The sequence below is a fragment of the Methyloversatilis discipulorum genome (genome assembly GCF_000385375.1).
In the GTDB taxonomy this organism is placed as follows: Bacteria; Pseudomonadota; Gammaproteobacteria; order Burkholderiales; family Rhodocyclaceae; genus Methyloversatilis; species Methyloversatilis discipulorum_A.
Map to the genome: position 1 here is coordinate 3285062 of NZ_ARVV01000001.1, position 26261 is coordinate 3311322.

Sequence of the window (26261 nt, forward strand, 5' to 3'; positions counted from 1 at the left end):
CTCGCGCGGGCCGGCGCCCTCACTTGCGACCGTAGGTGTCCTCGAAGCGGACGATATCGTCCTCGCCCAGATAGCTGCCGGACTGCACCTCGATCATTTCCAGCGGCAGCTTGCCCGGGTTCTCCAGCCGGTGCGTGGTGCCCAGCGGAATGTAGGTGGACTGGTTCTCCGACAGCAGCAGCACGTTGTCGCCGCAGGTCACGCGCGCGGTGCCGCTCACGACGATCCAGTGTTCGGCGCGGTGGTGGTGCATCTGCAGCGACAGCGAAGCGCCCGGATTGACGACGATGCGCTTGACCTGGAAGCGCGGGCCGGCGTCGATCGAATCGTAATAGCCCCACGGGCGATACACCTTGCGGTGGTTTTCCGCCTCAGGGCGCTTCCTCGCCTTCAGCTCGGTCACGATGCGCTTGACGTCCTGCGTGCGGTCCTTGGCCGCCACCATGACCGCGTCACTGGTTTCGACCACGACCACGTCCTTCAGGCCGAGGCAGCTCACCATGCGGGTTTCGGCGAACACCAGACTGTCCGAGGTGTCCTGCAGCAGCACGTCGCCGCGCGCCACATTGCCGTCGGCGTCCTTGTCGGCCACCTGCCACAGCGCATCCCACGCACCGACGTCGGACCAGCCGGCATCCAGCGGCACCACCACCGCCGGCGCCACACGCGGTTCGCCGGCGGCCAGCGGTTCCATGATGGCGTAGTCGATCGAATCGGACGGGCAGGCGGCGAAGGCGGCCTTGTCGACACGGTAGAAGTCGCGATCGGCGGCGCCGCCCTCGTAGGCGGCGCGGCTGGCCGCCTCGATGTCCGGACGGAAACGCTTCAGCAGATCGAGCGCCACGCCGGCCTTCATCATGAAGATGCCGGCGTTCCACAGATAGTTGCCGCTTTCCAGGTAGGACTGCGCGGTCGGCGCGTCCGGCTTCTCGACGAAGCGGTCCAGCGTGCGCGCCGGGCTGCCGGCCAGTGCGGCACCGACCTTGATATAGCCATAGCCCGTCTCCGGGCGGTCCGGCGTGATGCCGAAGGTGACCACCGCGCCCTGCTCCGCCTGCGCCGCGCCGATGGCCACCGCATCGCGGAAGGCCGGGGTGTCGCGGATCACGTGGTCGGACGGCATCACCAGCAGCACGGTGTCGGGGCCGGCTGCGGCCAGCGCGGCAAGTGCCAGCGCCGGCGCGGTATTGCGGCCAACCGGTTCGAGCAGCAGCGCGGCCGGATGCACGCCGATCTGACGCAGCTGTTCGGCCGTCAGGAAGCGGTATTCCTCGTTGCAGACGACCAGCGGCGGCGCCAGTTCGATGCCGGGTGCGCCAGCGCGCAGCGCAGTGTCCTGCAGCAGCGTGTTGTCACCATCGAGCGGCAGCAGCTGTTTCGGATAGCGTTCGCGCGAAAGGGGCCACAGGCGGGTGCCGGAACCGCCGCACAGGATGACGGGCTGCAGGGACATGACGGAAACCTGAAAGGATGTCGGAAGCGCCCGAGTTTAAGCGACGCCTGCGCGCCGTCTGCGATAAATCCGTTACAGCCGGTGTGCAGGCCGCAGTTCAGGCGAGCCAGCGCTCCATCTGGTGCACCGGCGCGTTGCGCAGCAGATGGAGCTGCGGATTGTCGCGCTGTGCGCTCTGGCCGGATTCGATCACCCTGACCGGCTCGCGCTCCAGTATGCACAGCCGGCGGCTGATGCAGTCGGCGCGCCACTGCGCATTGGCGGTCCGGCCGCGCTCCTCGACCGCGATCCGGGTCAGCGCGAACTCGTCCTGCGGGTTCTCCCGCTCGATGCGCCGGCGGATGGCGGCGTGCGCCTTGTCCAGACTGCCCTGCTGCACGCACAGGTCGTACAGCGCGGCCAGGCAGCGGAAATTGCGTATCGGTATCGGCCGCACGCCTTTAAGCCAGGCCAGCGCGACGACCAGCTTGCGACCGTAGGTGTCGTAGGCGTAGCGCAGCCATTCGGCGCGGAACACCGGCTGCCGGCCGACTGCCTGCAGCGCCTTCGTCCACGCCGGATCGAAAGCGGCCTTGCGCGGACCGCGGCTCAGTGCATCGGCCCAGCGCACCTGCGCCGCGCGCGACGGCAGGCGCAGCATGCGCTGCCATTCGTCCCACAGCGCGCCGAAGCAGGCGCGCAGCGTCGCCTCGTCGCGCGCCGCGAAGCGGCGGAACAGCTCCTGCAGCGTGCCGGTGCCCAGATTGACCTGCAGCGGCCCGAAGGACAGACCGGCGCCGTCGAAATTGCCGGTCACCTGCAGATAGGGATCGCCGCTGGTTTCGAATGCCGCCGTCACCGCGATGGCGAGGTCGAGCGCGCGCTCGGCGGACAGCGCTGGCAGCTTGGACGGGTCGTGCATCTCGACATAGACCTGCTCGCCGCGCGGTTCGACTCGCGCCAGCCAGCCGTCGCGCGCGACACGGCGGGCGGCGTCGGCCAGTGCGGCCGGATCGGCCGCTTTCAGCCAGACGAAGCGCCCCTCGATCCCTGCGCCCAGACCACCGCGCGGCACAACGCCGGCAATGCTGACGCCCGTCCCGAGCTCTTCGCGTACCCGTTGCACCGCTGCCAGCAGCTCGCGATGCACGCGCACCGTACCGTCGGCGCGCGCGTATTCTGACAGCTGGAAGTTGGGCGTGACGCGGGCGCGCGCCGGGCCGCCGATCAGGTAGTCGTCCGCGTACTTCAGTCCGCTGGCCATGTGTCCTCCTTGAGTCCCGGTCAGGCGCCGAGCGCCTCACGCACCTTTTTCAGGCCGCTACGCAGCACGCCCAGGTCGATCAGGAAATCGACCTGATCGAGCACCGACGCGCGTTCTCTTGCGCTGCCGCCGCGGCCGAAGGCGGCGCGATAGGCGCCGACGATGCTCGCCTGTTCGGCGGCAGCCAGTCGCCCGTCGAGCAAGGCGCACAGCAGTTCGCAGTCGCCGACCACGGCCGTACTCCAGAAGTCCGGATGCGGGTGGGCGGCGGCATCCCGTTGCACGCGCTCGCATCCGTCGCGGACGGTGCGCGCGTCATCCGCCGGCAGTACCGCACCGCTCAGCCGCGCATGCAGCAGTCGCGCCGTCCACAGATTGACGAAGGCATAGCTGTCCACGGTCTGCCCCTCGTTGCGCGCGGCCAGCTCGAACGCCCGCCCGTAGTGCTTCGCCATGTCGGCCAGCGCCGCCAGCCGCGCGTCGCCGTCCAGCATCCAGGCCAGCCGCTTGTGTGCACTGCCGAGCAGCGCGCAACGCTTGGCCGACGGCGTCAGCAGTTCGAGGTCGGCGATGGCGCGCCGGATGCCAGCAACCAGGTCGGTTACGTCACCGCGCTTCTCGCGCATCAGCGCCCACTCGTCGTCGGCCGCCCGAACCCTGAAATTGGCCGACTGCTCGAGCACGCGCAGCGGGCAATCACCGTCGTCAGCCTCGCGCGCGCGGTCCAGCCACTGCGCCGCCAGCGCGTAATGGCCGGACTCGCCGAAACAGAGACCGATCGCCGCGGCGACGTCGGCGCGCGCCAGCCAGGCGGCACGGGCGGCGGCCGGCACGCGCGCGGTGTAGCTGTCGAGCCAGGCCGACGGATCGGCATCGCCACCGTTCGCCGCAGCGCCGCCGCTCATCAGCGCGCTGCTGCGGTTGTCGATCTGCACCACCAGTTCGGACGGTGTAGTGAAGGGCGGCGGCGCGCTGTCGCGGCGCGCAGGGCCGGTCGGGTCGAGGCGGTAATCCGGATCGCCGTAACACTGGTAGGCGCCCCAGGTATTCACCTTCGGGTGACGGGTCCAGGTCGCCTCGCGCGCGATGCGCACCGCGTCGCCGAAGCCACGGCCATCGAGCAGGCTGCCGTACAGGGTCTCGGCGAAACAGCGCGCGGCCGCGTCATCGACCGCCCAGCCTGCGGCGACGACGGCGCGCACGCCCATGCGGATGAACTGCGTCGCCAGGTTCGCGGCCAGTCGATTGAGGTCGGGTGAGCCGCCGGCATCGTCGCCGCCGGTATTGCCGAGATGGCAGCAGTTGATGAACACCAGTTCCGGCACGTAGCGCATCTGCTCGACGTCGCCGGGTGTCAGAAACCAGCCGTCGCCGATCACCATGCCGGACACCTTGCGCGTGCCGCCGCCGCCCTCCGCTGGCGTGGTGGTGGGCACCACGTACTCGTGAACGCCGTGGCCGGCCAGATGCAGGATGCGCCATGCGTCCTGGTGCAGCGCCGCCATGATGGCGCGACCTTCGGCGTGGATCAGCTCGGTCACCGCGCAACCGCCGGACGACAGCACGCCGGCCACCGCACGCGCCTCGGCGGCGGCGTCCGGCAGTGCGGAAAACCCGCGGCCCAGCGGCGCCGGATCGCCGATCACCAGTGCGCTGGCGCGTGTCGCACCCAGCGGTCGCTCGCGATACTGCGACGTGCGCAGCTGGCGCAGCATGCCGGAGGCCACGGCCGGCGGACGCTGACCGGCCTGCCAACGGTCCTCCAGCAGTTCCCACGGGAAACGGCCGGACACCTCGTCGACCAGCAGCACCACGCTGCGCCGCTCCGGGGCCAGCTGCTTCATCCGGTGCGGCAGCAGCATTTCGAACAGCGTGCGCGACGTGTCGGCATCGGCAGCGCAGGAGCGGCAGGCCTGGCTGACGAAGGCATCGACCTGCTGCAGCTGGCCGCCGACCAGGCTGATTTCGGCACGCGCGCGGTCGGTCAGCGCGATGAAGCGCAGTTCGTCGCGACGCGCGTCGTGGGATATCTCCAGGCGGTGCCACCAGCTCGCGTCCTCGTCGAAGCAGACGCGACGACGCCCACCGTGACCCTGGCCGAGCACCTGCTCCGGCCATACGAAGTCGCCGGCCAGCGGACCATCGACCACCTCGCGCAATGCGCCGGCGGCCTGGATGGCGATGTCCTCGTACAGCTCGATGAATTCGACCTCGCCGATGACAACGCGACCGGCGAGCGCACCCTCGCGCAGCGCGCGCTGGGCGTCGCCGGTGCCGCGCAGGATGGACTCGACCGAATCGCGCGTGCGCATGCCGCCGGCACCGGTGCCAACCAGCAGCGTGGACACGCAGATGCTGCGCGTCGCGTCGGCCGGGCCGAAGCGCTCGTCCGGCCACTCGATCACCTGCAGTGCAAGATCGAGCAGCGCGCGGCGCACGCCGTCCTGCAGCAGCCCCGGGCTCAGCTCACCCACCTCGCCCAGGCCGACCACGATGGCGCCCTGCGGGTGCTGGTGCATTTCGCGCGGAATGAAGATGCCGTGAGTGCCTGCCGCACCCGGATAGCGCCCCAGCTGCAGGCTGCGCGACAGCGCACCGTGCATGCGCCGGTCCATGCTCGCCTCGGCACTGACGATGGTATCGCCGGCATAGTGACCGACCATCACCGGGTGGCGCGCATAGCTCAGTTCGCAGTGGCGTACGCGCACGGTGATCGGCGTGCGCGTGCTTCGCTCGACCCGACGCGGCGGCGTCCCGCCGCCGAAGCCGAAGCTGGCGATGTCGGCCGCTTGCGGAATGCCGTCGGCCGGCGGCAGCGGCTTCAGCACGAACAGCTCCTCGCCAGCGCCGCCCGTGCGCGCGCTGGCCGGCGGCGCCGACGGCAGCCGGGTCGTGCTGCCGGTGGTCAGGATGTCGAGGTAGCCGTCGAAGGCGCGCGTCTGCGCGCACAGGAAGTCGTGCGCGGTGTCTTCGGCGTACCACATGGGCACGCCGGGCAGCGCGCCGGAGGCCCAGCTCACCGTGCCATCGCCACGCGCGGTCGCAACGAAGTCGATGCGCTTGCGGCCAAGCGACCAGGGGTCATCGACATCGTCGACACGGTAGTCGATGACGGTGGCCGGCTGGCAACCGGCCACGTAGCGGACAACGCGCGTATCGACCGCGATCGCCTTCAGCTGCGTCCAGGTGTCGCGCACGGACTTCAGTGTTTTCGCGTCGGCCGGCTTCCAGCGCGCGCCGAGCTGCTTGCGCAGCGCCTCCCAGCGCGCCACGTCGGCGAAGTCCGGATCGCTGTCGGCAAAGGGCAGCAGTTCGAGCAGGCCTGGGTAGGTGCGCACCAGGTCGATGATGTCGGTGGTGCTCTGCGTGAAGTCGAGCAGCGCAAGACGCGCCTGCGTCGGATTGTGACCGGTGAGCCAGCGCACTGCCTCGTGCGAGCCTGCGTTCGGTGTACCGAGCATCAGAAATCGGCTGCCCGGCAGCCGGGTGATGCGCGCCCACACGGCCGCACCGCGACCGCCGTCGCTCATCAGCGCGCGCACCACCAGTCCGCCCATCGAGTGGGCGACGATATGCACCGGCTGCTGTTCCGCCTCGGCGCGCGCGACCACCGCCTCCAGCCGCTCGGCCAGCCGCGCTGCGGCAGCGCGCACCGACTGGCGCCAGTCGTAGGCGAAGAATTCGACGCGGTGACTGCGCGCAAGGAATTCGAGCAGCGGCCCGTAGAACTGATCGACCAGTCCGCCCGGCTCGACCTGCGCCGCCGCCATGTGCAGGCGCTTGAGTCCGCCCTTGAACAGCGCGAGATAGTCCAGCCAGACGCGTTCGCCGTCGACGCTCAGCTCGCTGCCCATGGTGCCCGGCAACACCACCGCCAGCGGCCGCGGTTCGGCGGCACTCTGGCTGCGCGCCAGCGCGCTGCGCCAGCGCGGCGGATCGTGCGGCGCCTCGGCGATCGGCTGGAAACCGGCATCGTCACCCTCGACGCGCAGCAGGCCGGCGGCCAGCCAGCGCACGCTCTTCTCGTTGACGAAGTAGCGGAAATGATTGACCTGAGCGCCCGCGTCGCGACCGAAGCGCGCGCCGTTCGCCGGACGGCGCAGCCCGCCGCTCATCGATCCGGTGTTCACCACCAGATCGTGGTCGGCTCCGTAGAACCAGTCGGTGGCAAGCAGCTTGATCTTCTGCCACAGCGATTCGCCCTCGACGTCGCCGGCGATCACCGTGAGGTCGGCAGCGGTCTCGAGTTCTGCGTGATTGAGCAGCCGGGTCAGCGCCGAGCCGGGCATCATCGCCTCGGCACCGGGCAACGTGCGCGGATCCGTGCGTTCCTTCACCACGGCGAGCAGGAAGTCGACGGCGTCGCCGAACAGCGCCTTGCCGGACACGAAGTCGAGCACCGACAGCCAGCGGTCGAGGCGGCCGGACGCCAGCGTGGTACCGCGCGCCGGGCAAGCGACGCGGACGAAGCGGCTGACGCGGAACTGCTTGGCTTTCAGCTCCGCCAGCAGCGCCGCCAGATCCGCACGATCGGCCTGATAGGCGGCGTGGCGCGCCGCCTCGGCGGCATCGTCGAGCGCGCCGAGGCCGATCTGCTCGGCCAGCGTGCGGTCGGCGGCGAACAGTTCATCGAGCCGGCCGACGACCGCGTCCAGCCCGCGACATTCGCCCAGGCACATCAGTTCACCCACCATGCCGCCGCGCGAATGACTGACCAGATGCAGCTCCGCCCCCTTGGGCAGGCGCTTGGCCAGCGCCAGCGCATTGCTGATCGGGCTCTCGGTCAGCGAACGGTGTTCGAGCGCGAACACCCGCTCGCCGTAGCGCGCACCGAGCCGGCGGCGCAGCGCGGCGCCCTCGCGATTGGCAGCGTCCCACAGTCCGCCGAAGCTGCCTTCGCAGCTCGAGCCGGTGCCATGCAGGAAAACCAGCAGCGGTCCAGCGTCGACGGCGATGGCCGTGCGCGCGGCCAGCGGCGTCAACGCGAAGGCGTCGAGCGTGCAGTGATAGACGCTGGGCGCGCGTCCGAGCCGCTTCTCCTCGAACCACTTGCCGAGCGCGGCGGCCGACTTCTTCTTCAGATCGATGCCGAAGAAGTCGAGCACGCGAATGCCCAGCCCGAGCAGACCGCGCGAGGTCGGCGCCGCTGCGGCGGTGTCGAGCGCGTCGAATTCCCAGGCGCTGTCGCCATCACGCGACACCGAACGACGGCCGTGCTCGCGCACCAAGTCGTCGGTGCGGCTCCACAGCACGAAGCCGTTGTCGAGTTCGATGCGCACGACCTCGTCGGCAGCCACCTCCAGTTCGCCGGTCACACCGTCGCGCGCGCGGCCGGGAATCAGCCGGCGGCCGTGCAGCACCGCGACACCGGCGCCGGCGTCCAGCGTGGCCGCGTCGCTGACGGTGCCGCGTATGCGGTATCGGGCTGCACTCATGTTCCGTCTCCTCGGTTCAGGGTCGGCGCGACAGCACGACCGTATTCTGTTCGCCACTGTTCAGTTCGACCTTGCCGGCCATCACGCGGCGCTCCGGGCCGATACGCAGCGTGAGATTGCCGCTGTCGACGAGAAAGCTGCCGTCGGCGCTGACAACACGCACGGCAAGATCGGCGAGTTCGCCGAATACGGCGCCCTCGGCGGTAAACACGATATGGGTGAGCGGCGGCCCCTCCATCGCGGCAAGCGATGCGATGTAGTCGCGCCAGGCAGGATCGTTGTCGACGCGCACCGGCTCGGAGCGCAGCGACAGCCGGTCGTCACGGTGACGCAGGTGCAGCGGAATGCGCTCGCCGTTCTGCGTGGTGAGCAGCCAGCGGCCCTCAAGCGATGGCCGGTCGGTGGCGAGTGCAGCCACCGGCTGCGTGGCGTCCGCCGGTTGCGACGGCGTGGCGGTGTCGACGCCGGCCGCGGTGGGCGGCAGCGGCAGCTCGGCGTCGTCCTCGACGGCAAGGCGGACGAGCGCGGTGATCGCCAGCACGCCCACGGCGGCAAGCGCCCAGCGACGTGCATTGCTGCGCACCGGCCGCACGCCCTCCGCCACAGTGGCGCCGCTACGCGGCACGCCCAGCCGCTCGATGTCGGCGACGATGCGCGGCAGATCGAGGCGGGTCCAGTCGTCGGTGCGCAGCGGCAGCGCGTGGCGCTCGGTGATGACGCGCAGGGGTTCGGGCAGGCTGGCGGCCGACGGCATCGGCGTGCCATCGACGCGCAGTGGCATCAGCACTGCGCCGGCGTCGATGGCCGACTGGATTTCCATGCGCACGGGATCGTCGGGGTCGTCGATGCGCAGCCGCCCGTCAGCGTGACGCGCGCCGGCGAAACCGGGCGTCACCAGCAGCAGCACGATGGGCCGGTGGCCGATGGCGCGTTCGATCTCCTGCCGCCAGCTGCTGCCGCCGCGCAGATCCTGCCGGTCGAGGAACACATGGTCGGCGCCGAAAACGCGACCGAGGTCGTCGGCCAGCCGGCTGGCGTCCTTGGCCCCATCGGCACTGCGGTAGCTGATGAAGATGCGGTTCATGGCCCGTACCGGACTGTGACATCAGACTGTCCGGGCTTCAGCCTCGAAGCCGCGGATCCGTCTTCAGTCTATGCCCGATGCAAGACGAGAACCACCCCGACCGATGGACGATGCGCCGGGCCGTTCAGGACCTGCCGGCGCCACTCATCGGGAATGTCCGTGCGCAGATGTTCCGCGCACGGTGAACGGATCAGAGCACGCGGCTCAGCCGGGCAAGCACACGGTCGCGGCCGAATGCTTCGAGCACTGCGTCGATCGACGGCGTCTGCGGCTGGCCGAGCAGCGCCACCCGCAGCGGAATTGCGACCTGCGGCATCTTCAGGCCGCACTCGGTACAGGTTTCCTTGATCGCGGCGGACAGCGCGGCCTTGTCCCAGGCGGCCGCTTCGAGACGGGCGGACAGCTTGCGCAGCGCCTCGCGCGCGGGATCGGTCAGATGCTGGGCGAGCAGTTCGGGCGCCACGTGCAGGTCGATGTAGAACGCTTCGAGCGCATCGGCCAGTTCGACCAGCGTAGCCACGCGATCCTTGTACAACGCGATCAGCGGCTCCAGCGCGGGCCCGGCTTCCGGATCGACACCGCGGCGCGCCAGCCGGCTGGCGACGTCGGCGGCCAGCCACGCGTTGTCCGCCTGCTTCATGTAATGGGCGTTGAGCCAGCGCAGCTTTTCGGTGTTGAACTGGGCCGCCGATGGCGTGATGTGGTCGAGATCGAACCACTGCACGAACTGCTCGCGCGAGAAGATTTCGTCGTCGCCGTGGCTCCAGCCCAGACGCGCCAGATAGTTGATCACCGCCTCCGGCAGGTAGCCGTCCTCGTCGTACTGCATCACGCTGACCGCGCCATGACGCTTGGACAGCTTCTGCCCGTCATCGCCGAGGATCATCGACAGGTGCGCGTACTGCGGCACCGTTGCACCCAAGGCGCGCAGGATGTTGATCTGGCGCGGCGTGTTGTTCACGTGATCGTCGCCGCGGATGACGTGGGTGATGCCCATGTCCCAGTCGTCGACGCAGACGCAGAAGTTGTAGGTGGGTGTACCGTCGGCGCGGGCAATGATGAGGTCATCCAGCTCTTCATTGGCGATGGCGATGCGGCCCTTTACCTGATCATCCCACGCGACGACGCCGTCCACCGGATTGCAGAAGCGGATGACCGGCTGTACGCCAGCTGGCGGTGCCGGCAGCGTCTTGCCGGGCGCCGGGCGCCAGCGACCGTCGTAACGCGGCTTCTCGTTGTTGGCGCGCTGGCGTTCGCGCAGCGCATCGAGTTCCTCGGGCGTGGTGTAGCAGCGGTAGGCGTGGCCCTGCTCCAGCATCTGCGCGATCACCGCCTTGTAACGGTCCATGCGCTGCATCTGGTAGAACGGGCCCTCGTCGTGGCCCAGATCCAGCCACTTCATGCCGTCGAGAATCGCCTGCACCGCCTCCGGGGTCGAGCGGGCAACGTCGGTATCTTCGATGCGCAGGATGAACTGGCCGCCATGCCGGCGCGCATAGGCCCAGGAGAACAGCGCAGTGCGGGCGCCGCCGATGTGCAGATAACCGGTGGGGCTGGGGGCGAAGCGGGTACGAACGACCTGGGACATGGCTGGAAACACGTAAAAGTGAGCGCGCGATTGTAGCGCGTCGCACAACAGCATTTGACGCGCCGACGTTCACCGGCTAGTATTCGCGCCCTGTCACGAATACAGGGCAGTTAGCTCAGCGGTAGAGCACCGCCTTCACACGGCGGGGGTCAGTGGTTCGATCCCACTACTGCCCACCACATTCAGGGCTCAGACCTCACGGTCTGGGCCCTTTTCTTTTGTCCCGACGCCACGCTGCCCTAGGCGGCGCCGACAGCACGTCGTTTCAAGCTTTTTGCCATGCACGCCGCGATGGCCGCTGTTACGCTGCGCGCCTCGCAGCTTGTTGCACCACTTTGACGCGGGCGCGAAGAAAATATACATTCACGTCTGTTTGTATAAATCCCTTACAGCTCATATGGTCAGACGCACCAAGGAAGAAGCCGAAGCGACGCGCATTCAGTTGCTCGACGCGGCGGAGCGCTGCTTCCGCGAAAAGGGGGTCGCCAGCACCACGCTGGACGACATCGCCAAGAGCGCCGGTCATACGCGCGGCGCCGTGTATTGGCATTTCGAGAACAAGGCCGACATTTTCGAAGCTGTATGCGAACGCGTGAGCACGCCGATGCAGGCCATGCTCAGCGATCTGGCTGCCGACCCCGGCAACGACCCGCTGGGCTATCTGCGCAACGATGCGATCCACGTGCTGCGCATGCTGGCCGAGTGCGAACGCGTGCAGTCGGTGTTCGAGATCAAGTTCTGCAAGCTCGATGGCGGCCCCGACTTTGATCGCCTGCGCTCGCGCGAACTGGAGACGCACACGCGCTGCCTGTCCATGCTGGAAGTGGTCTTCGCGGCGGCCGTGCGCCAGGGTCAGTTGCCGGCGCACCTGCCGCCGAAGGAAACCGCCGAGGCAATGCACGCATTCATCGGCGGGCTGATGCGCAGCTGGATAGAACGCCGCGATTTCGATCTGCGCGCCCGGGCGCCCTGGCTGGTCGACACCTTCCTGACCGGTCTGCGCAACGCGCCCGACCCCGCCGCCTACGCCTGAACACAGGACTGAACCTCAGCGACGAAAAAAAGGCCACCTTCGAGGTGGCCTTCTTGTTCCAGCTGCCCGCGCTCAGGGCTGCTTGACGTTGTCGATCAGTTTGCGATTGACGGTCACCGGATACTCCTTGCGCAAGGAAGCAAGATAGGCGGCGAAATCGTCCTGCGACACGGTCTGTTCGAGTTGCGCCTTGATTGCTTCGACGCGCGCCGGATCGAGCGCTTCCTTCGGCTGCTTGACGGCGGTGATGCGGAAGATCGCAAAACCACCGTTATCCATCGGGAAGCCCAGATAGGCCGGCAGCTTGTTGGCCGGTGCATTGAAGATGGCGCGCACCATGGTGGCGGCCGGACCCTGCGCCTGGGCGCGCGAGATGTCCTGCGGCGGCGACCAGTTCAGCGGCGCCTCTTCGCCGGCACGCAACTTGGCGAGCGACGCTTCGCCCCGCTCCAGCGCCATCTTGCGGCCCGCTTCGAAGCCCAGCTTCTTTTCGATGTCGGCCTGCACGGTTTCGAAGGGTTTGATGGACGGCGGCAGTTGCTCGATCACGCGTGCCGACACGAGGGTGTTCGACGCCGTCTCGATCGCCTGCGTATTGCGACGGTTCTTGACCGCGTCTTCCGAGAAAATCGCCTCACGCAGCTTCTCGTTGTCGAACGGCGCCGGCATCAGCAGCCCCTTGGGGATCAGCGGACTGATCTTCACCTGCAGACCAAGCTTCTCGGCGGCCGGCGCCAGACTGTCGGCCTGTTCATAGACGGTATTGCTGAAGGTTTCCGCAAGTTCGGCAAAGCGCCGACGGGCCGCCTGCTTCTTCAGATCGTCGGTGATTTCGGCACGCGCCTCTTCCAGCGTCTTGCCCTGACCACCGCGGACGTCCTCGACCTGGATGATGTGGTAACCGAAATCGGTTTCGACGACAGCGCTGACTTCGCCCTTCTTCAATGCGAAGGCGGCTTCCTCGAACGGCTTCACCATGGTGCCGCGGCCAAAGAAGCCCAGATCACCACCGTTGTCCTTCGAGCCCGGATCTTCGGAGTTGGCCTTGGCCAGCTCCGCGAACTTCGACGGATCGGCCTTGACCGTCTTCTGCAGGGCCTCGGCCTTGGCCTTGACCGCCTTGCGATCCTCGGCGCTGGCACCCGCGTCGACGGTCAGCAGGATATGACGAACCTTGCGCTCCTCGCCCTGCATGTAGCGCGACTGGTTGGCTTCGAAGGTCTTGCGCACCTCTTCCTCGCTGACCTCCTGTGTCGCGGCAAGCGCGGCTTCGCTGAGCACCAGATACTCGACCTTGACCTGCTCCGGGACCGAGAACTCCTTCTGATTGTCGTCGTAGTACTTGCGCACCTGCTCCGGCGTGATCTTGAACTGCTCGATGAACTCGAAGGGGGTGATGATGGCTTCGCTCACCTCGCGCTCTTCCTGCTGCATCTGCGCCCAGCGACGGGCAAGCGAGGCGGGCACGAAGGAACTGCCGGCGACACCGGTGTACAGCTGGCGGATCACCAGATCCTGACGGATGCGGGCCAGCAGGCCGTCGCGACTGTAGCCCTGCGTCTGGGCAACCTGGTCGAAGCGTGCTTCGGAGAACTTGCCGTCGATCTGGAAACCGGGAACGCCGGCGATGATCTGGCTCATGCGCGCATCGGAGACGGTCATGTGCTGACGCTGTGCCTCCTGCAGCAGGATGCGCTGGCTCACCAGGCCGTCGAGCGTCTGCGCACGCGCCTGCGGCGTCTCCATCATCTTCGGGTCGAACTGTTCACCCGCCATGTCGCGCAAGCGATCGGTCTGATCTCGCAGCGCCTGCTCGAACTCTTCCGGAGCGATCTTCAGCTTGCCAACGACCGCCGCGTCCTCGCGCACCGCGTCGTTGTTCATGTAGGACTCGACGCCAAAGAAGGCGAAGGGCAACACCATCAGCAACAGGACGACCTGGACCACGCGCTTGTTGTTGCGGACTGCATCGAACATAGGAACCTTTCGCGGAGCCCGGGCTTTTCGGGCGCAGGAAATGAAAAAGGCGAACATCCGTTCGCCCGCTGTCAGTTTTGGCGGAGTGGACGGGACTCGAACCCGCGACCCCCGGCGTGACAGGCCGGTATTCTAACCAACTGAACTACCACTCCAGTTTTGCGGGGCAACGAGGCAGGGAATGGTGGGTGCTGACGGGCTCGAACCGCCGACATTCGCCTTGTAAGGGCGACGCTCTACCAACTGAGCTAAGCACCCGCTGCCTGAAAGTCGCTGCAAAAAACAGCCCGCGATGATACCTCACAAGAGGTGGTTCGCGGGCTGTTGTCAGGCAGCGATCAGTGCGTAACGACCGAGCCGGCCGCTGCGGGTTCCTCGACCTTGGCGACTACGGCTGCCGGATCGGCCTCGGGCAGTGCGTCGGGCTTGCGCTCGAGCGCGCGCTCCAGCACCTCATCGATCCACTTCACCGCCACGATCTCGATCGAGTTCTTCAGCGTGTCCGGCATGTCGGCCAGATCCTTCACGTTCTCCTGCGGAATCAGCGCCGTGCGGATACCGCCACGCACTGCTGCAAGCAGTTTTTCCTTCAGGCCGCCAATACCCAGCACCTCGCCACGCAGCGTGATTTCGCCGGTCATCGCGACGTCGGCACGGACCGGAATGCCGGTCAGCGCAGACACCAAAGCCGTGGTGATCGCGATACCCGCCGACGGACCGTCCTTGGGCGTCGCGCCCTCAGGGAAGTGAACGTGCAGATCGGACTTCTCGAACACTTCGTCCTTGATGCCAAGGCGACGTGCGCGCGAACGCACCACGGAGCGCGCGGCCTCGACCGATTCCTTCATCACGTCGCCGAGCGAACCCGTGCGCTGCACGGCGCCCTTACCCGGCATGGTCGCGACTTCGATCGTCAGCAGTTCGCCACCGACTTCGGTCCAGGCCAGACCGGTCACCTGACCAATCTGGTTGTCCTTCTCGGCGATGCCGAAGGTATAGCGACGCACGCCGAGGAACTTGTCGAGGTTCTTTGCGTTGACGATCACCTTGGACGAACGCTTGCGCATCACCAAGCCCTTCACCACCTTGCGGCAGATCTTGGACACTTCACGTTCAAGCGCACGTACGCCGGCTTCGCGGGTGTAGTAGCGCACGATGTCGCGCAGCGCGTCTTCGGTAACCGACAGCTCTTCCTTCTTCAGGCCGTTGTTCTTCATCTGCTTCGGCACGAGATAGCGCTGGCAGATGTTGACCTTCTCTTCTTCCGTGTAGCCGGACAGCCGGATCACTTCCATCCGGTCGAGCAGCGGCGCAGGAATGTTCAGCGAGTTCGCGGTCGCCACGAACATCACGTCCGAGAGGTCGTACTCGACCTCGACGTAGTGGTCGACGAAAGTCGAGTTCTGCTCCGGATCGAGTACTTCGAGCAGCGCCGACGACGGATCGCCACGGAAGTCCTGGCCCATCTTGTCGACTTCGTCGAGCAGGAAGAGCGGATTCTTCACCGCGACCTTGGTCATGTTCTGCAGGATCTTGCCCGGCATCGAACCGATATACGTGCGACGGTGGCCGCGGATTTCGGCTTCGTCACGCACACCGCCCAGCGCCATGCGCACGAACTTGCGGTTGGTGGCCTTCGCGATCGACTGGCCGAGCGAAGTCTTGCCGACGCCCGGAGGGCCGACCAGGCACAGGATCGGTGCCTTCAGCTTGTCGACGCGCTGCTGTACCGCCAGGTATTCGAGAATGCGTTCCTTCACCTTCTCCAGACCGTAGTGGTCCTTGTCGAGAATCTTCTCGGCTTCCGCCAGATCCTTCGAAATACGCGACTTCTTGCGCCACGGCAGACCGACCAGCGTCTCGATGAAATTGCGCACGACGGTCGCCTCGGCCGACATCGGCGACATCAGCTTGAGCTTCTTCAGTTCGGACTGCGCCTTGGCGATGGCTTCCTTGGTCATGCCGGCAGCCTTGATCTTCTTCTCGATCTCCTCGAGATCGGCGCCGTCCTCGCCCTCGCCCAGTTCCTTCTGGATGGCCTTGACCTGCTCGTTCAGGTAGTACTCGCGCTGGCTCTTCTCCATCTGCCGCTTCACGCGACCACGGATGCGCTTCTCGACCTGCAGGATGTCGAGTTCGGTTTCCAGCTGCGACAGCAGGCGCTCGATGCGCTCGGCGGTGCCGAACAGTTCGAGGATGTCCTGCTTCTGCTCGAGCTTGAGCGGCAGGTGCGCCGCCACAGTGTCCGCCAGTCGGCCCGCTTCCTCGATGCTGGACAGCGAGGTCAGGATTTCCGGCGGAATCTTCTTGTTCAGCTTGACGTACTGATCAAACTGGCTGATCAGCGCGCGCCGCATCGCCTCGATCTCGTGCGAGGTCTGCTCGACGGCAGGCACCGTGGTGACCTGGGCCATGAACAGCGTCTTGATATCGACGATGTCCTCGACCGTCGCACGCTGCGTGCCTTCGACAAGCACCTTCACGGTGCCGTCCGGCAGCTTGAGCATCTGCAGGATGTTGGCAACGCAGCCAATACGGTAGAGATCTTCGGGATTCGGCTCATCCTTGGCGGCGGACTTCTGTGCCACCAGCAGGATGCTCTTGCCGGCTTCCATGGCCGACTCGAGCGCCTTGATGGATTTCGGGCGACCGACGAACAGCGGGATCACCATGTGCGGGAAGACAACGACGTCCCGCAGTGGCAGAAGCGGCAGTTCGAGTTGCTCGGGAACGGTTTGGAGGCTGGACATTGCTATTCCTTAACGCGACAGTGTCAGACAGATTGGGGCGGCACTTCCCGAATCAAGCCGCCCCGGCTCCGGCACCCGCGCAGCGCGCAAACCGACGCGCGGGTATCAGTTCGAACCGGACACCTTGGGCTGATCGGCGAACAGCATGATCGGCTTGGTCTCGCCGTCGATCACGCCCTCGTCGATCACCACCTTTGCGACATTCTCGATGCCCGGCAGTTCGTACATCGTGTCCAGCAGCGCAGACTCGATGATGCTGCGCAGACCACGTGCCCCGGTCTTGCGCTTCAGTGCCTTGCGTGCGATCGCCTGCAGCGCACCCGGGCGCACCTCGAGCTCGACGCCTTCCATCTGGAACAGCTTCTGGTACTGCTTGATCAGCGCGTTCTTGGGTTCGATCAGGATCTGGATCAGCGCTTCCTCGTCGAGCTCCTGCAACGTTGCGACGACCGGCAGACGGCCGACGAACTCGGGAATCAGGCCGAACTTGATCAGATCCTCAGGCTCGACATTGCGCAGCGCCTCGCCGGTGCTGCGGTTATCGCGGCTTTTCACCTCGGCACCGAAGCCGATACCCACTTGCTCGGTGCGATTGCGAATGACCTTCTCCAGACCATCGAACGCGCCGCCGCAGATGAACAGGATGTTGGTCGTATCGACCTGTACGAAGTCCTGGTTCGGGTGCTTGCGCCCGCCTTGCGGCGGCACGCTGGCGACCGTGCCCTCGATCAGCTTGAGCAGCGCCTGCTGCACACCTTCGCCGGATACGTCGCGAGTGATCGACGGGTTGTCGGATTTGCGCGAAATCTTGTCGATTTCGTCGATATAGACGATGCCCTGCTGCGCACGCTCGACTTCGTAGTCGCACTTCTGCAGCAGCTTCTGAATGATGTTCTCGACGTCTTCGCCGACGTAACCCGCTTCAGTCAGCGTCGTGGCGTCAGCCATCACGAAGGGCACATTGAGCAGGCGCGCCAGCGTCTGCGCGAGCAGTGTCTTGCCCGACCCGGTCGGACCGACGAGCAGGATGTTGCTCTTCGACAGTTCGACCTCGTCCTTGCGCGACATGTGGCGCAGGCGCTTGTAATGGTTGTAGACGGCAACCGCAAGGATGCGCTTGGCCGGAGACTGCCCGATCACGTACTGATCGAGAATCTCGCAGATTTCCTTCGGCGACGGCAGATCACCGCGCGCACTCTTTCCCGCCTGCTCGCTGCTGATTTCGTCTCGAATGATGTCGTTGCAAAGGTCGATACATTCGTCGCAGATGAAGACCGACGGCCCGGCGATGAGCTTCTTCACTTCATGCTGACTCTTCCCGCAGAACGAGCAGTAGAGCAGCTTTTCGGAACCCGATTTCTTGTCGGTCATGACTCAACTCCAAACTTGACAGGTACACCTGCGTTGCATGCGGACACCCGCACTCAGGCGGCACTCTCCGCCCGCGTTGTCAGTACCTTATCAATAATGCCGTACTCGCGCGCCTGTTCCGCCGAAAGGAAATTGTCGCGATCCGTGTCGCGTTCGATTGTTTCGATCGGCTGACCGGTGTGGTGCGCCATGATGTTGTTCAGCTTGGCCCGCAGCGTCAGGATTTCCCGGGCGTGGATTTCGATGTCCGACGCCTGCCCTTGAAAACCGCCCATCGGTTGATGAATCATCACGCGCGAATTCGGCAGGCAGAAGCGCTTGCCCTTCGCGCCGGCCGACAGCAGGAAGGCCCCCATGCTGGCGGCCTGACCGATGCACAGCGTGGACACATCCGGCTTGATGAACTGCATCGTGTCGTAGATCGACAAGCCCGCGGTGACCGAGCCACCCGGCGAGTTGATGTAGAAGAAGATGTCCTTGTCCGGGTTTTCCGACTCAAGAAACAGCAACTGCGCAACGATCAGGTTGGCCGTCGTGTCATTCACGGGTCCGACCAGGAACACCACGCGTTCGCGCAGCAGACGCGAGTAAATGTCGTAAGCGCGCTCGCCCCGACCACTTTGCTCGATGACCATGGGCACCATGCCCAGACCGACAGTTTCCGACATCATTCGACACTCTCCCGGACGAGGCCGCCCGTGCGGCCTCTCGTATTCATACAAGCAAGCATCGGACCCGACACGTCGTACCGATCAGTTCGTTGCCATCAGTTCGTCAAACTCGACAGCCTTGTCCGACACTTTTGCGACGCCCAGCACCCAGTCAACCACGTTGTCTTCGACAACGAGCGCTTCGACTTGTGCCAGACGCTGCGTATCGCTGTAGTACCAACGAACGACATCGGCCGGATCTTCGTAACTTTGAGCCTGCTCTTCCACCACGGCGCGGATTTGTTCCGGCTTGGCATACAGCTCGTTCTTCTTGACGATCTCGGCAACAACAAGGCCGAGACGGACACGGCGCACAGCTTGATCGGCAAACCATGCCGGCTCGACCGGAATGTCCTTCACGTTCATGCCACGTGAGGCAAGATTTGCACGCGCTTCTTCCGCCATGCGCTGCGACTCCTGCTCGACGAGCGCGCTCGGCACGTCAAACTCATGCGTTTCGAGCAGCAGGTTCATGACCTCGTTCTTGACGCGCGCCTGCAGGCGCTTCTTGACTTCTCGTTCGAGGTTGGACTTGACGTCCGCCTTGAGCTGTTCGACGTCGCCGGACGGAACACCGAGTGACTTCGCGAAATCGGCGGAAAGCTCAGGCAGCACCGGAGCCTCCACCGACTTGATCTTGACCTCGAACTGAACCGTCGTACCAGCCAGATCCTTCGCCTGATAGTCCTCGGGGAAGGTCAGCGAAAACGTCTTGGAATCGCCCGCCTTCAGGCCTTCGACATTACTCTCGAACTCGGGCAGCAGTGCGCCTGCGCCAAGAACGACAGGAAAGTCCTCCGCGGTGCCACCGTCGAAAGCTTCTCCTTCTCGCGTACCGCGGAAGTCCATGACAATTCGATCATCCTTGGCAGCAGCCTTATCCGCCGCAACGTAGCTGACACGCTGCTTGCGCAGAACTTCAAGCGTCTTCTCGACCTCTGCATCGCCAACGGTCAGTACCGAGCGCTCGAGCGCCTTGCCGCTGAGGTCGGCTGCAACGATCTCCGGGTACACCTCGAAGGTAGCACTGAAGAAGACCTTGCCAGGCTCGGTGGATTCGGCGGGCTCGATCTTCGGGAAACCTGCAACGCGGAGGTTCTGCTCACGTACTGCTGCGCCGAAAGCTTGTTGAACGGCTTCGGTGAATGCCTCGGAGCGAGCCTGGGCCGAGTATTGCTGCTCGACGATCTTCATCGGCACCTTGCCCGGACGGAAGCCGGGCATCTTGACCGTGCGAGCCATCCGCGCGAGGCGAACCGCAACGCTCTTTTCGACATCCGCGGCGACCACCGACATATTGATCTTCCGCTCGAGTGTGTTCACGGGTGAGGTGTTCTGCGCCATTAGCGAATGTCCTTGAATCGTAGGGAAAAATTAGGCGTGGTTGTATGAGATTCCGCCGTTGCGGATAGCTTTCTAGGATAACACAGCAGGCGACGCTCTGAGCCTCGTGGCTGGTGCTCCGATCGACCAGGTCGGGGCTAATTCGAGCTTGTACCGGCGAGCCGGCGCCCACGTTTGTCCCACCGCGATGATGTTGATATTTTGTATAGCGTGTCTGGAGATTGCTTCGGCGGCCCATGATCCGACGCCGCCGATGCCGACGATGGTGACGGATGCGTTGTGGAGTTTTGCGTAAGCGCCGTTGCCGTAGAGGCGGTCGATGCCGGAGAAGGCGCGTGGGGTGTTTTGATCGGCCATGGGACGGATTGTGGTCCGGTTTTGGTCGTTTGCGGGGTTGGTGAGCTGTGGTGGAGCGGGGTGTGGACGCACAAACGCCCGATCACTGGAGGGTGATCGGGCGTTGTGTTGTGGGGTAGCCTGGCGCTGACCTACTTTCGCGAGCGAGGTGCTCACTATCATTGGCGCGGCTGCGTTTCACGGTCCTGTTCGGGATGGGAAGGGGTGGTTCCACAGCGCTATGGGCACCAGGCTGAAGCTTTTCATGCAGGCGCGAGGTGCATCGGGCCTACATGTGGAAGAAGTAAAGGATTTGGGGTGATTGTGTGCGCGAGGCACTTGGGATCACCGGTGCGATATCAACGATTGTTGAGCACACGGTTATAGGGTCAAGCCGCACGGGCAATTAGTACTGGTTAGCTTAATGCATTACTGCACTTCCACACCCAGCCTATCAACGTGGTGGTCTTCCACGACCCTTCAGGGGGATCGAGTCCCCGGGAAGTCTCATCTTGAGGCGAGTTTCGCGCTTAGATGCTTTCAGCGCTTATCTCTTCCATACTTAGCTACCCGGCGATGCCACTGGCGTGACAACCGGTACACCAGAGGTATGTCCACTCCGGTCCTCTCGTACTAGGAGCAGGCCCCCTCAAACTTCCAGCGCCCACGGCAGATAGGGACCAAACTGTCTCACGACGTTTTAAACCCAGCTCACGTACCACTTTAAATGGCGAACAGCCATACCCTTGGGACCGGCTACAGCCCCAGGATGTGATGAGCCGACATCGAGGTGCCAAACTCCGCCGTCGATGTGAACTCTTGGGCGGAATCAGCCTGTTATCCCCAGAGTACCTTTTGTCCGTTGAGCGATGGCCCTTCCATACAGAACCACCGGATCACTATGTCCTGCTTTCGCACCTGCTCGACGTGTCAGTCTCGCAGTCAAGCTCGCTTTTGCCATTGCACTTTAGGTACGATGTCCGACCGTACCAAGCGAACCTTCGAACTCCTCCGTTACCTTTTAGGAGGAGACCGCCCCAGTCAAACTGCCTGCCATGCACGGTCCCCGACCCGGATTCACGGGCCTAGGTTAGAACCTCAACGACACCAGGGTGGTATTTCAAGGATGGCTCCTCGTGATCTGGCGACCACGTCTCACAGCCTCCCACCTATCCTACACAAGTCCCGTCAAAGTCCAATGCAAAGCTACAGTAAAGGTTCATGGGGTCTTTCCGTCTAGCCGCGGGGAGATTGCATCTTCACAAACATTTCAACTTCGCTGAGTCCCAGGAGGAGACAGTGTGGCCATCGTTACGCCATTCGTGCAGGTCGGAACTTACCCGACAAGGAATTTCGCTACCTTAGGACCGTTATAGTTACGGCCGCCGTTTACCGGGGCTTCGATCAAGAGCTTGCACCCCATCACTTAACCTTCCGGCACCGGGCAGGCGTCACACCCTATACGTCCACTTTCGTGTTTGCAGAGTGCTGTGTTTTTATTAAACAGTCGCAGCCACCGATTCTCTGCGACCCCGTTGGGCTCCGTCCGCGAGGGACTTCACCTACTAGGGGCATACCTTCTCCCGAAGTTACGGTATCAATTTGCCGAGTTCCTTCTCCTGGGTTCTCTCAAGCGCCTGAGAATTTTCATCCTGCCCACCTGTGTCGGTTTGCGGTACGGTCAATCCATGACTGAAGCTTAGAGGCTTTTCCTGGAAGCGTGGTATCTAGCACTTCAGAGCACGTGGCTCCTCGTCATCACATCTCGGCTAAGCCGCGCGGATTTGCCTACGCAGCACGCCTACCTGCTTAAACCGGGACGTCCAACACCCGGCTGCTATAACCTTCTCCGTCCCCCCATCGCATCATGGATTGGTACAGGAATATTGACCTGTTTCCCATCGACTACGCCTTTCGGCCTCGCCTTAGGAGCCGACTCACCCTACGCCGATGAACGTTGCGTAGGAAACCTTGGGCTTTCGGCGAGCGGGCCTTTCACCCGCTTTATCGCTACTCATGTCAGCATTCGCACTTCTGATATCTCCAGCATCCGTTACCAGACACCTTCGCAGACTTACAGAACGCTCCCCTACCATATGTCTTACGACATATCCGCAGCTTCGGCTCGTGGCTTGAGCCCCGTTACATCTTCCGCGCAGGACGACTCGACCAGTGAGCTATTACGCTTTCTTTAAAGGATGGCTGCTTCTAAGCCAACCTCCTGGCTGTCTATGCCTTCCCACCTCGTTTTCCACTTAGCCACGCATTGGGGGCCTTAGCTGGCGGTCTGGGTTGTTTCCCTCTTGACGATGGACGTTAGCACCCACCGTCTGTCTCCCATGCTCGCACTTCTCGGTATTCGGAGTTTGCTATGGCGGGGTAGATCGCAATGACCCCCCCAACCATTACAGTGCTCTACCCCCGAGAGTGATACATGAGGCACTACCTAAATAGTTTTCGGGGAGAACCAGCTATTTCCAGATTTGTTTAGCCTTTCACCCCTATCCACAGCTCATCCCCTAATTTTTCAACATTAGTGGGTTCGGACCTCCAGTACCTGTTACGGCACCTTCATCCTGGCCATGGATAGATCATCTGGTTTCGGGTCTACGCCCAGCAACTGAATCGCCCTATTCAGACTCGCTTTCGCTACGCCTCCCCTATTCGGTTAAGCTCGCTACTGAACGTAAGTCGCTGACCCATTATACAAAAGGTACGCAGTCACCCCTTTCGAGGCTCCCACTGTTTGTATGCATGCGGTTTCAGGATCTATTTCACTCCCCTCCCGGGGTTCTTTTCGCCTTTCCCTCACGGTACTGGTTCACTATCGGTCGATCACGAGTATTTAGCCTTGGAGGATGGTCCCCCCATCTTCAAACAGGATTTCACGTGTCCCGCCCTACTTGTCGCACGCTCAGACCCGCCATCTACTTTTCGCATACGGGACTATCACCCTGTATCGTCGGACTTTCCAGACCGTTTTGCTAAGTAAATGGTTTAGTCGTGCAGGCTACTCCCAGTTCGCTCGCCACTACTTTGGGAATCTCGGTTGATTTCTGTTCCTCGAGCTACTTAGATGTTTCAGTTCGCTCGGTTCGCTTCCTCTGGCCTATGTATTCAGCCAGGGATGACCCTTACGGGCCGGGTTTCCCCATTCGGACATCTGCGGATCAAAGCTTCATTGCCAGCTCCCCGCAGCTTTTCGCAGGCTTGCACGTCCTTCATCGCCTGTGATCGCCAAGGCATCCACCACATGCACTTATTCACTTGACCCTATAACGCTGTGCTCGACTTGCGTCTCACACCGCACTACAGGATAGTTCTCAAGCGCTCGCGCTATCTATCCCACCGCTGGTTCAAAGAGGTGGGACGATGCAATCACTACCCATGAGATGCCGACGCGGTTGAAACGCCGACATCCCTTTACTTCTTCCAAATTTTTAAAGATCAAACTTCGCACCCTTGCGGGTGAGGTCTGGGCAGCATTTCTGCACCCCACGCCTCACACTCAAAGCTACGGCAACAAGAACAACCGACGTCCCATCAAAGGAAGTGGTGGAGGATGACGGGATCGAACCGACGACCCCCTGCTTGCAAAGCAGGTGCTCTCCCAGCTGAGCTAATCCCCCAAAGACTGCACTTACTCATGCAGGCAATCTGGTGGGTCTGGTTGGGTTCGAACCAACGACCCCCGCCTTATCAAGACGGTGCTCTAACCAGCTGAGCTACAGACCCGGTCCTTCCAGGGTCGGGTGCTCAACGCGGGCTCGTCATCGCTGACTCGCCCGAGCTCCTTGCCCTTGTTGCTTCTTTAACAGCCGATAGGTTGTGGACACGACCTGATTGTGACTCTAGAAAGGAGGTGATCCAGCCGCACCTTCCGATACGGCTACCTTGTTACGACTTCACCCCAGTCATGAATCTCACCGTGGCGACCGCCCCCCTTACGGTTAGGCTAGCCTCTTCTGGTGAAACCCACTCCCATGGTGTGACGGGCGGTGTGTACAAGACCCGGGAACGTATTCACCGCGGCATGCTGATCCGCGATTACTAGCGATTCCGACTTCACGCAGTCGAGTTGCAGACTGCGATCCGGACTACGATCGGCTTTCTGGGATTGGCTCCACCTCGCGGCTTGGCAACCCTCTGTACCGACCATTGTATGACGTGTGAAGCCCTACCCATAAGGGCCATGAGGACTTGACGTCATCCCCACCTTCCTCCGGTTTGTCACCGGCAGTCTCATTAGAGTGCTCTTGCGTAGCAACTAATGACAAGGGTTGCGCTCGTTGCGGGACTTAACCCAACATCTCACGACACGAGCTGACGACAGCCATGCAGCACCTGTGTTACGGCTCTCTTTCGAGCACCCCCACCTCTCAGCAGGGTTCCGTACATGTCAAGGGTAGGTAAGGTTTTTCGCGTTGCATCGAATTAATCCACATCATCCACCGCTTGTGCGGGTCCCCGTCAATTCCTTTGAGTTTTAATCTTGCGACCGTACTCCCCAGGCGGTCGACTTCACGCGTTAGCTGCGGTACTCAATGAGTCTCCTCACCGAACACCTAGTCGACATCGTTTAGGGCGTGGACTACCAGGGTATCTAATCCTGTTTGCTCCCCACGCTTTCGTGCATGAGCGTCAGTATTGGCCCAGGGGGCTGCCTTCGCCATCGGTGTTCCTCCACATCTCTACGCATTTCACTGCTACACGTGGAATTCCACCCCCCTCTGCCATACTCTAGCCGTGCAGTCACAAGCGCAGTTCCCAGGTTAAGCCCGGGGATTTCACACCTGTCTTACACAACCGCCTGCGCACGCTTTACGCCCAGTAATTCCGATTAACGCTCGCACCCTACGTATTACCGCGGCTGCTGGCACGTAGTTAGCCGGTGCTTCTTCTTCAGGTACCGTCATTAGCGAGCTATGTTAGAGCTCGCCGTTTCGTTCCTGCCGAAAGAGCTTTACAACCCGAAGGCCTTCTTCACTCACGCGGAATGGCTGGATCAGGGTTGCCCCCATTGTCCAAAATTCCCCACTGCTGCCTCCCGTAGGAGTCTGGGCCGTGTCTCAGTCCCAGTGTGGCTGATCATCCTCTCAGACCAGCTACAGATCGTTGCCTTGGTAGGCCTTTACCCCACCAACTAGCTAATCTGACATCGGCCACTCCAATCGCGCGAGGTCTTGCGATCCCCCGCTTTCTCCCTCAGGACGTATGCGGTATTAGCACTTCTTTCGAAGTGTTATCCCCCACGACTGGGCATGTTCCGATGTATTACTCACCCGTTCGCCGCTCGCCGCCAGTCCGAAGACCGCGCTGCCGCTCGACTTGCATGTGTAAAGCATTCCGCCAGCGTTCAATCTGAGCCAGGATCAAACTCTTCAGTTTAATTCCCAAAACTCGTCAGAATTCACAGGTATAAGCTTTCGCTTAAAACCTTTGATTCGTATGAGCACTTCAATTTAGTTGTCATGCGATCAACCACCACCCCAGGAATCCCTGAAACGACAGCTACTCGCCGTTACAACCACGCCGTGCCCACACCTATCGGCTGTTTGTTTTGTTAAAGAACGTTCGCTGCTTTGTTACTGTTTTGCTGCCGCTTTCGCTGCAGCACAGAAGTGAAACTATAGCACGTTTTCAGATCTGCGCAAACATTTTTGAAACTTTTTCTCGCTCACCGCCTTGTTGAATCGGTGGTTGCGGGGACAGGATTTGAACCTGTGACCTTCGGGTTATGAGCCCGACGAGCTGCCAGACTGCTCCACCCCGCGTTCGAGAGAAAAAGATTATGGGGGTTTTCCAACAACAGGTCAACACCCACCGGGACTTTCTTTACAGCGAGGTTACTGCAGCTGAAATGTCAGGGCGTCAGTGTGTGGCAGCATCGGTAACTCGAACAAGCCGTGAATGCCGGGTTAGGGATACATGCATATA

At 63.2% G+C, this 26261-nt stretch carries 11 protein-coding genes, 6 tRNA genes and 3 rRNA genes; 2 read left to right on the forward strand and 18 right to left on the reverse strand.

Translation table 11 applies throughout. The features are described 5' to 3' along the window. Positions 1 to 19 precede the first annotated feature (19 nt). The 5 genes from METRZ18153_RS0115410 to gltX form a co-directional block, all read right to left on the reverse strand. Positions 20 to 1453 carry a mannose-1-phosphate guanylyltransferase/mannose-6-phosphate isomerase gene (locus tag METRZ18153_RS0115410; protein WP_020165576.1) on the reverse strand — a complete coding sequence of 478 codons (1434 nt, stop codon included), beginning with the start codon at positions 1451 to 1453 and terminating at the stop codon, positions 20 to 22. A 97-nt stretch (positions 1454 to 1550) separates the two neighbouring features. Continuing rightward, positions 1551 to 2696, reverse strand: coding sequence for a hypothetical protein (locus METRZ18153_RS0115415; RefSeq protein ID WP_020165577.1), 1146 nt, complete (start codon positions 2694 to 2696; stop codon positions 1551 to 1553). A gap of 20 nt (positions 2697 to 2716) precedes the next feature. After that, positions 2717 to 8131: a CHAT domain-containing protein gene (locus METRZ18153_RS0115420; RefSeq protein ID WP_020165578.1), complete on the reverse strand. Its 5415-nt coding sequence runs from the start codon at positions 8129 to 8131 to the stop codon at positions 2717 to 2719. Positions 8132 to 8147: 16 nt separating this feature from the next. Further along, the gene (locus METRZ18153_RS0115425) at positions 8148 to 9215 is read right to left on the reverse strand and encodes a toll/interleukin-1 receptor domain-containing protein (protein ID WP_029143810.1); all 1068 of its coding nucleotides are present in this window, start codon (positions 9213 to 9215) and stop codon (positions 8148 to 8150) included. 190 nt (positions 9216 to 9405) lie between these two features. Continuing rightward, positions 9406 to 10803, reverse strand: a complete 1398-nt coding sequence (gene gltX, locus METRZ18153_RS0115430; RefSeq protein ID WP_020165579.1) for a glutamate--tRNA ligase — start codon at positions 10801 to 10803, stop codon at positions 9406 to 9408. A gap of 104 nt (positions 10804 to 10907) precedes the next feature. Between gltX and METRZ18153_RS0115435 the strand changes: the two genes are divergently transcribed. Beyond that, positions 10908 to 10982 (forward strand) — tRNA-Val (locus METRZ18153_RS0115435). 218 nt (positions 10983 to 11200) lie between these two features. Beyond that, positions 11201 to 11836 carry a TetR family transcriptional regulator gene (locus tag METRZ18153_RS0115440; RefSeq protein ID WP_020165580.1) on the forward strand — a complete coding sequence of 212 codons (636 nt, stop codon included), beginning with the start codon at positions 11201 to 11203 and terminating at the stop codon, positions 11834 to 11836. A 72-nt stretch (positions 11837 to 11908) separates the two neighbouring features. Here the strand turns inward: METRZ18153_RS0115440 and METRZ18153_RS0115445 are convergent, their stop codons facing one another. The 13 genes from METRZ18153_RS0115445 to METRZ18153_RS0115505 all read right to left on the reverse strand — a co-directional run bounded on the left by METRZ18153_RS0115445 (position 11909) and on the right by METRZ18153_RS0115505 (position 26098). Next, positions 11909 to 13813: a SurA N-terminal domain-containing protein gene (locus tag METRZ18153_RS0115445; protein WP_020165581.1), complete on the reverse strand. Its 1905-nt coding sequence runs from the start codon at positions 13811 to 13813 to the stop codon at positions 11909 to 11911. Positions 13814 to 13891: 78 nt separating this feature from the next. Next, positions 13892 to 13968 (reverse strand) — tRNA-Asp (locus tag METRZ18153_RS0115450). A gap of 27 nt (positions 13969 to 13995) precedes the next feature. Continuing rightward, a tRNA-Val gene (locus METRZ18153_RS0115455) sits at positions 13996 to 14071 on the reverse strand. Positions 14072 to 14151: 80 nt separating this feature from the next. Continuing rightward, positions 14152 to 16563, reverse strand: coding sequence for an endopeptidase La (gene lon / locus METRZ18153_RS0115460; RefSeq protein ID WP_020165582.1), 2412 nt, complete (start codon positions 16561 to 16563; stop codon positions 14152 to 14154). A gap of 105 nt (positions 16564 to 16668) precedes the next feature. Next, a complete protein-coding gene (gene clpX / locus METRZ18153_RS0115465) occupies positions 16669 to 17934 on the reverse strand; it encodes an ATP-dependent Clp protease ATP-binding subunit ClpX (protein ID WP_019917134.1) in 1266 nt (421 codons plus the stop codon). A gap of 53 nt (positions 17935 to 17987) precedes the next feature. Beyond that, positions 17988 to 18605: an ATP-dependent Clp endopeptidase proteolytic subunit ClpP gene (gene clpP / locus METRZ18153_RS0115470; RefSeq protein WP_019917133.1), complete on the reverse strand. Its 618-nt coding sequence runs from the start codon at positions 18603 to 18605 to the stop codon at positions 17988 to 17990. 81 nt (positions 18606 to 18686) lie between these two features. Then, a complete protein-coding gene (gene tig / locus METRZ18153_RS0115475; RefSeq protein WP_020165583.1) occupies positions 18687 to 19988 on the reverse strand; it encodes a trigger factor in 1302 nt (433 codons plus the stop codon). Between the two features lie 475 nt (positions 19989 to 20463). Further along, positions 20464 to 20577 (reverse strand): 5S ribosomal RNA (gene rrf, locus METRZ18153_RS0115480). 132 nt (positions 20578 to 20709) lie between these two features. Beyond that, a 23S ribosomal RNA gene (locus METRZ18153_RS0115485) occupies positions 20710 to 23597 on the reverse strand. Between the two features lie 280 nt (positions 23598 to 23877). Further along, positions 23878 to 23953: transfer RNA gene (locus METRZ18153_RS0115490), tRNA-Ala, on the reverse strand. A gap of 29 nt (positions 23954 to 23982) precedes the next feature. Beyond that, positions 23983 to 24059 (reverse strand) — tRNA-Ile (locus METRZ18153_RS0115495). Positions 24060 to 24179: 120 nt separating this feature from the next. Continuing rightward, positions 24180 to 25712, reverse strand: a 16S ribosomal RNA gene (locus METRZ18153_RS0115500). Together the 16S, 23S and 5S rRNA genes with 3 tRNA genes alongside form the textbook arrangement of a ribosomal RNA operon. 309 nt (positions 25713 to 26021) lie before the next feature. Beyond that, a tRNA-Met gene (locus METRZ18153_RS0115505) sits at positions 26022 to 26098 on the reverse strand. Positions 26099 to 26261: the final 163 nt, after the last annotated feature.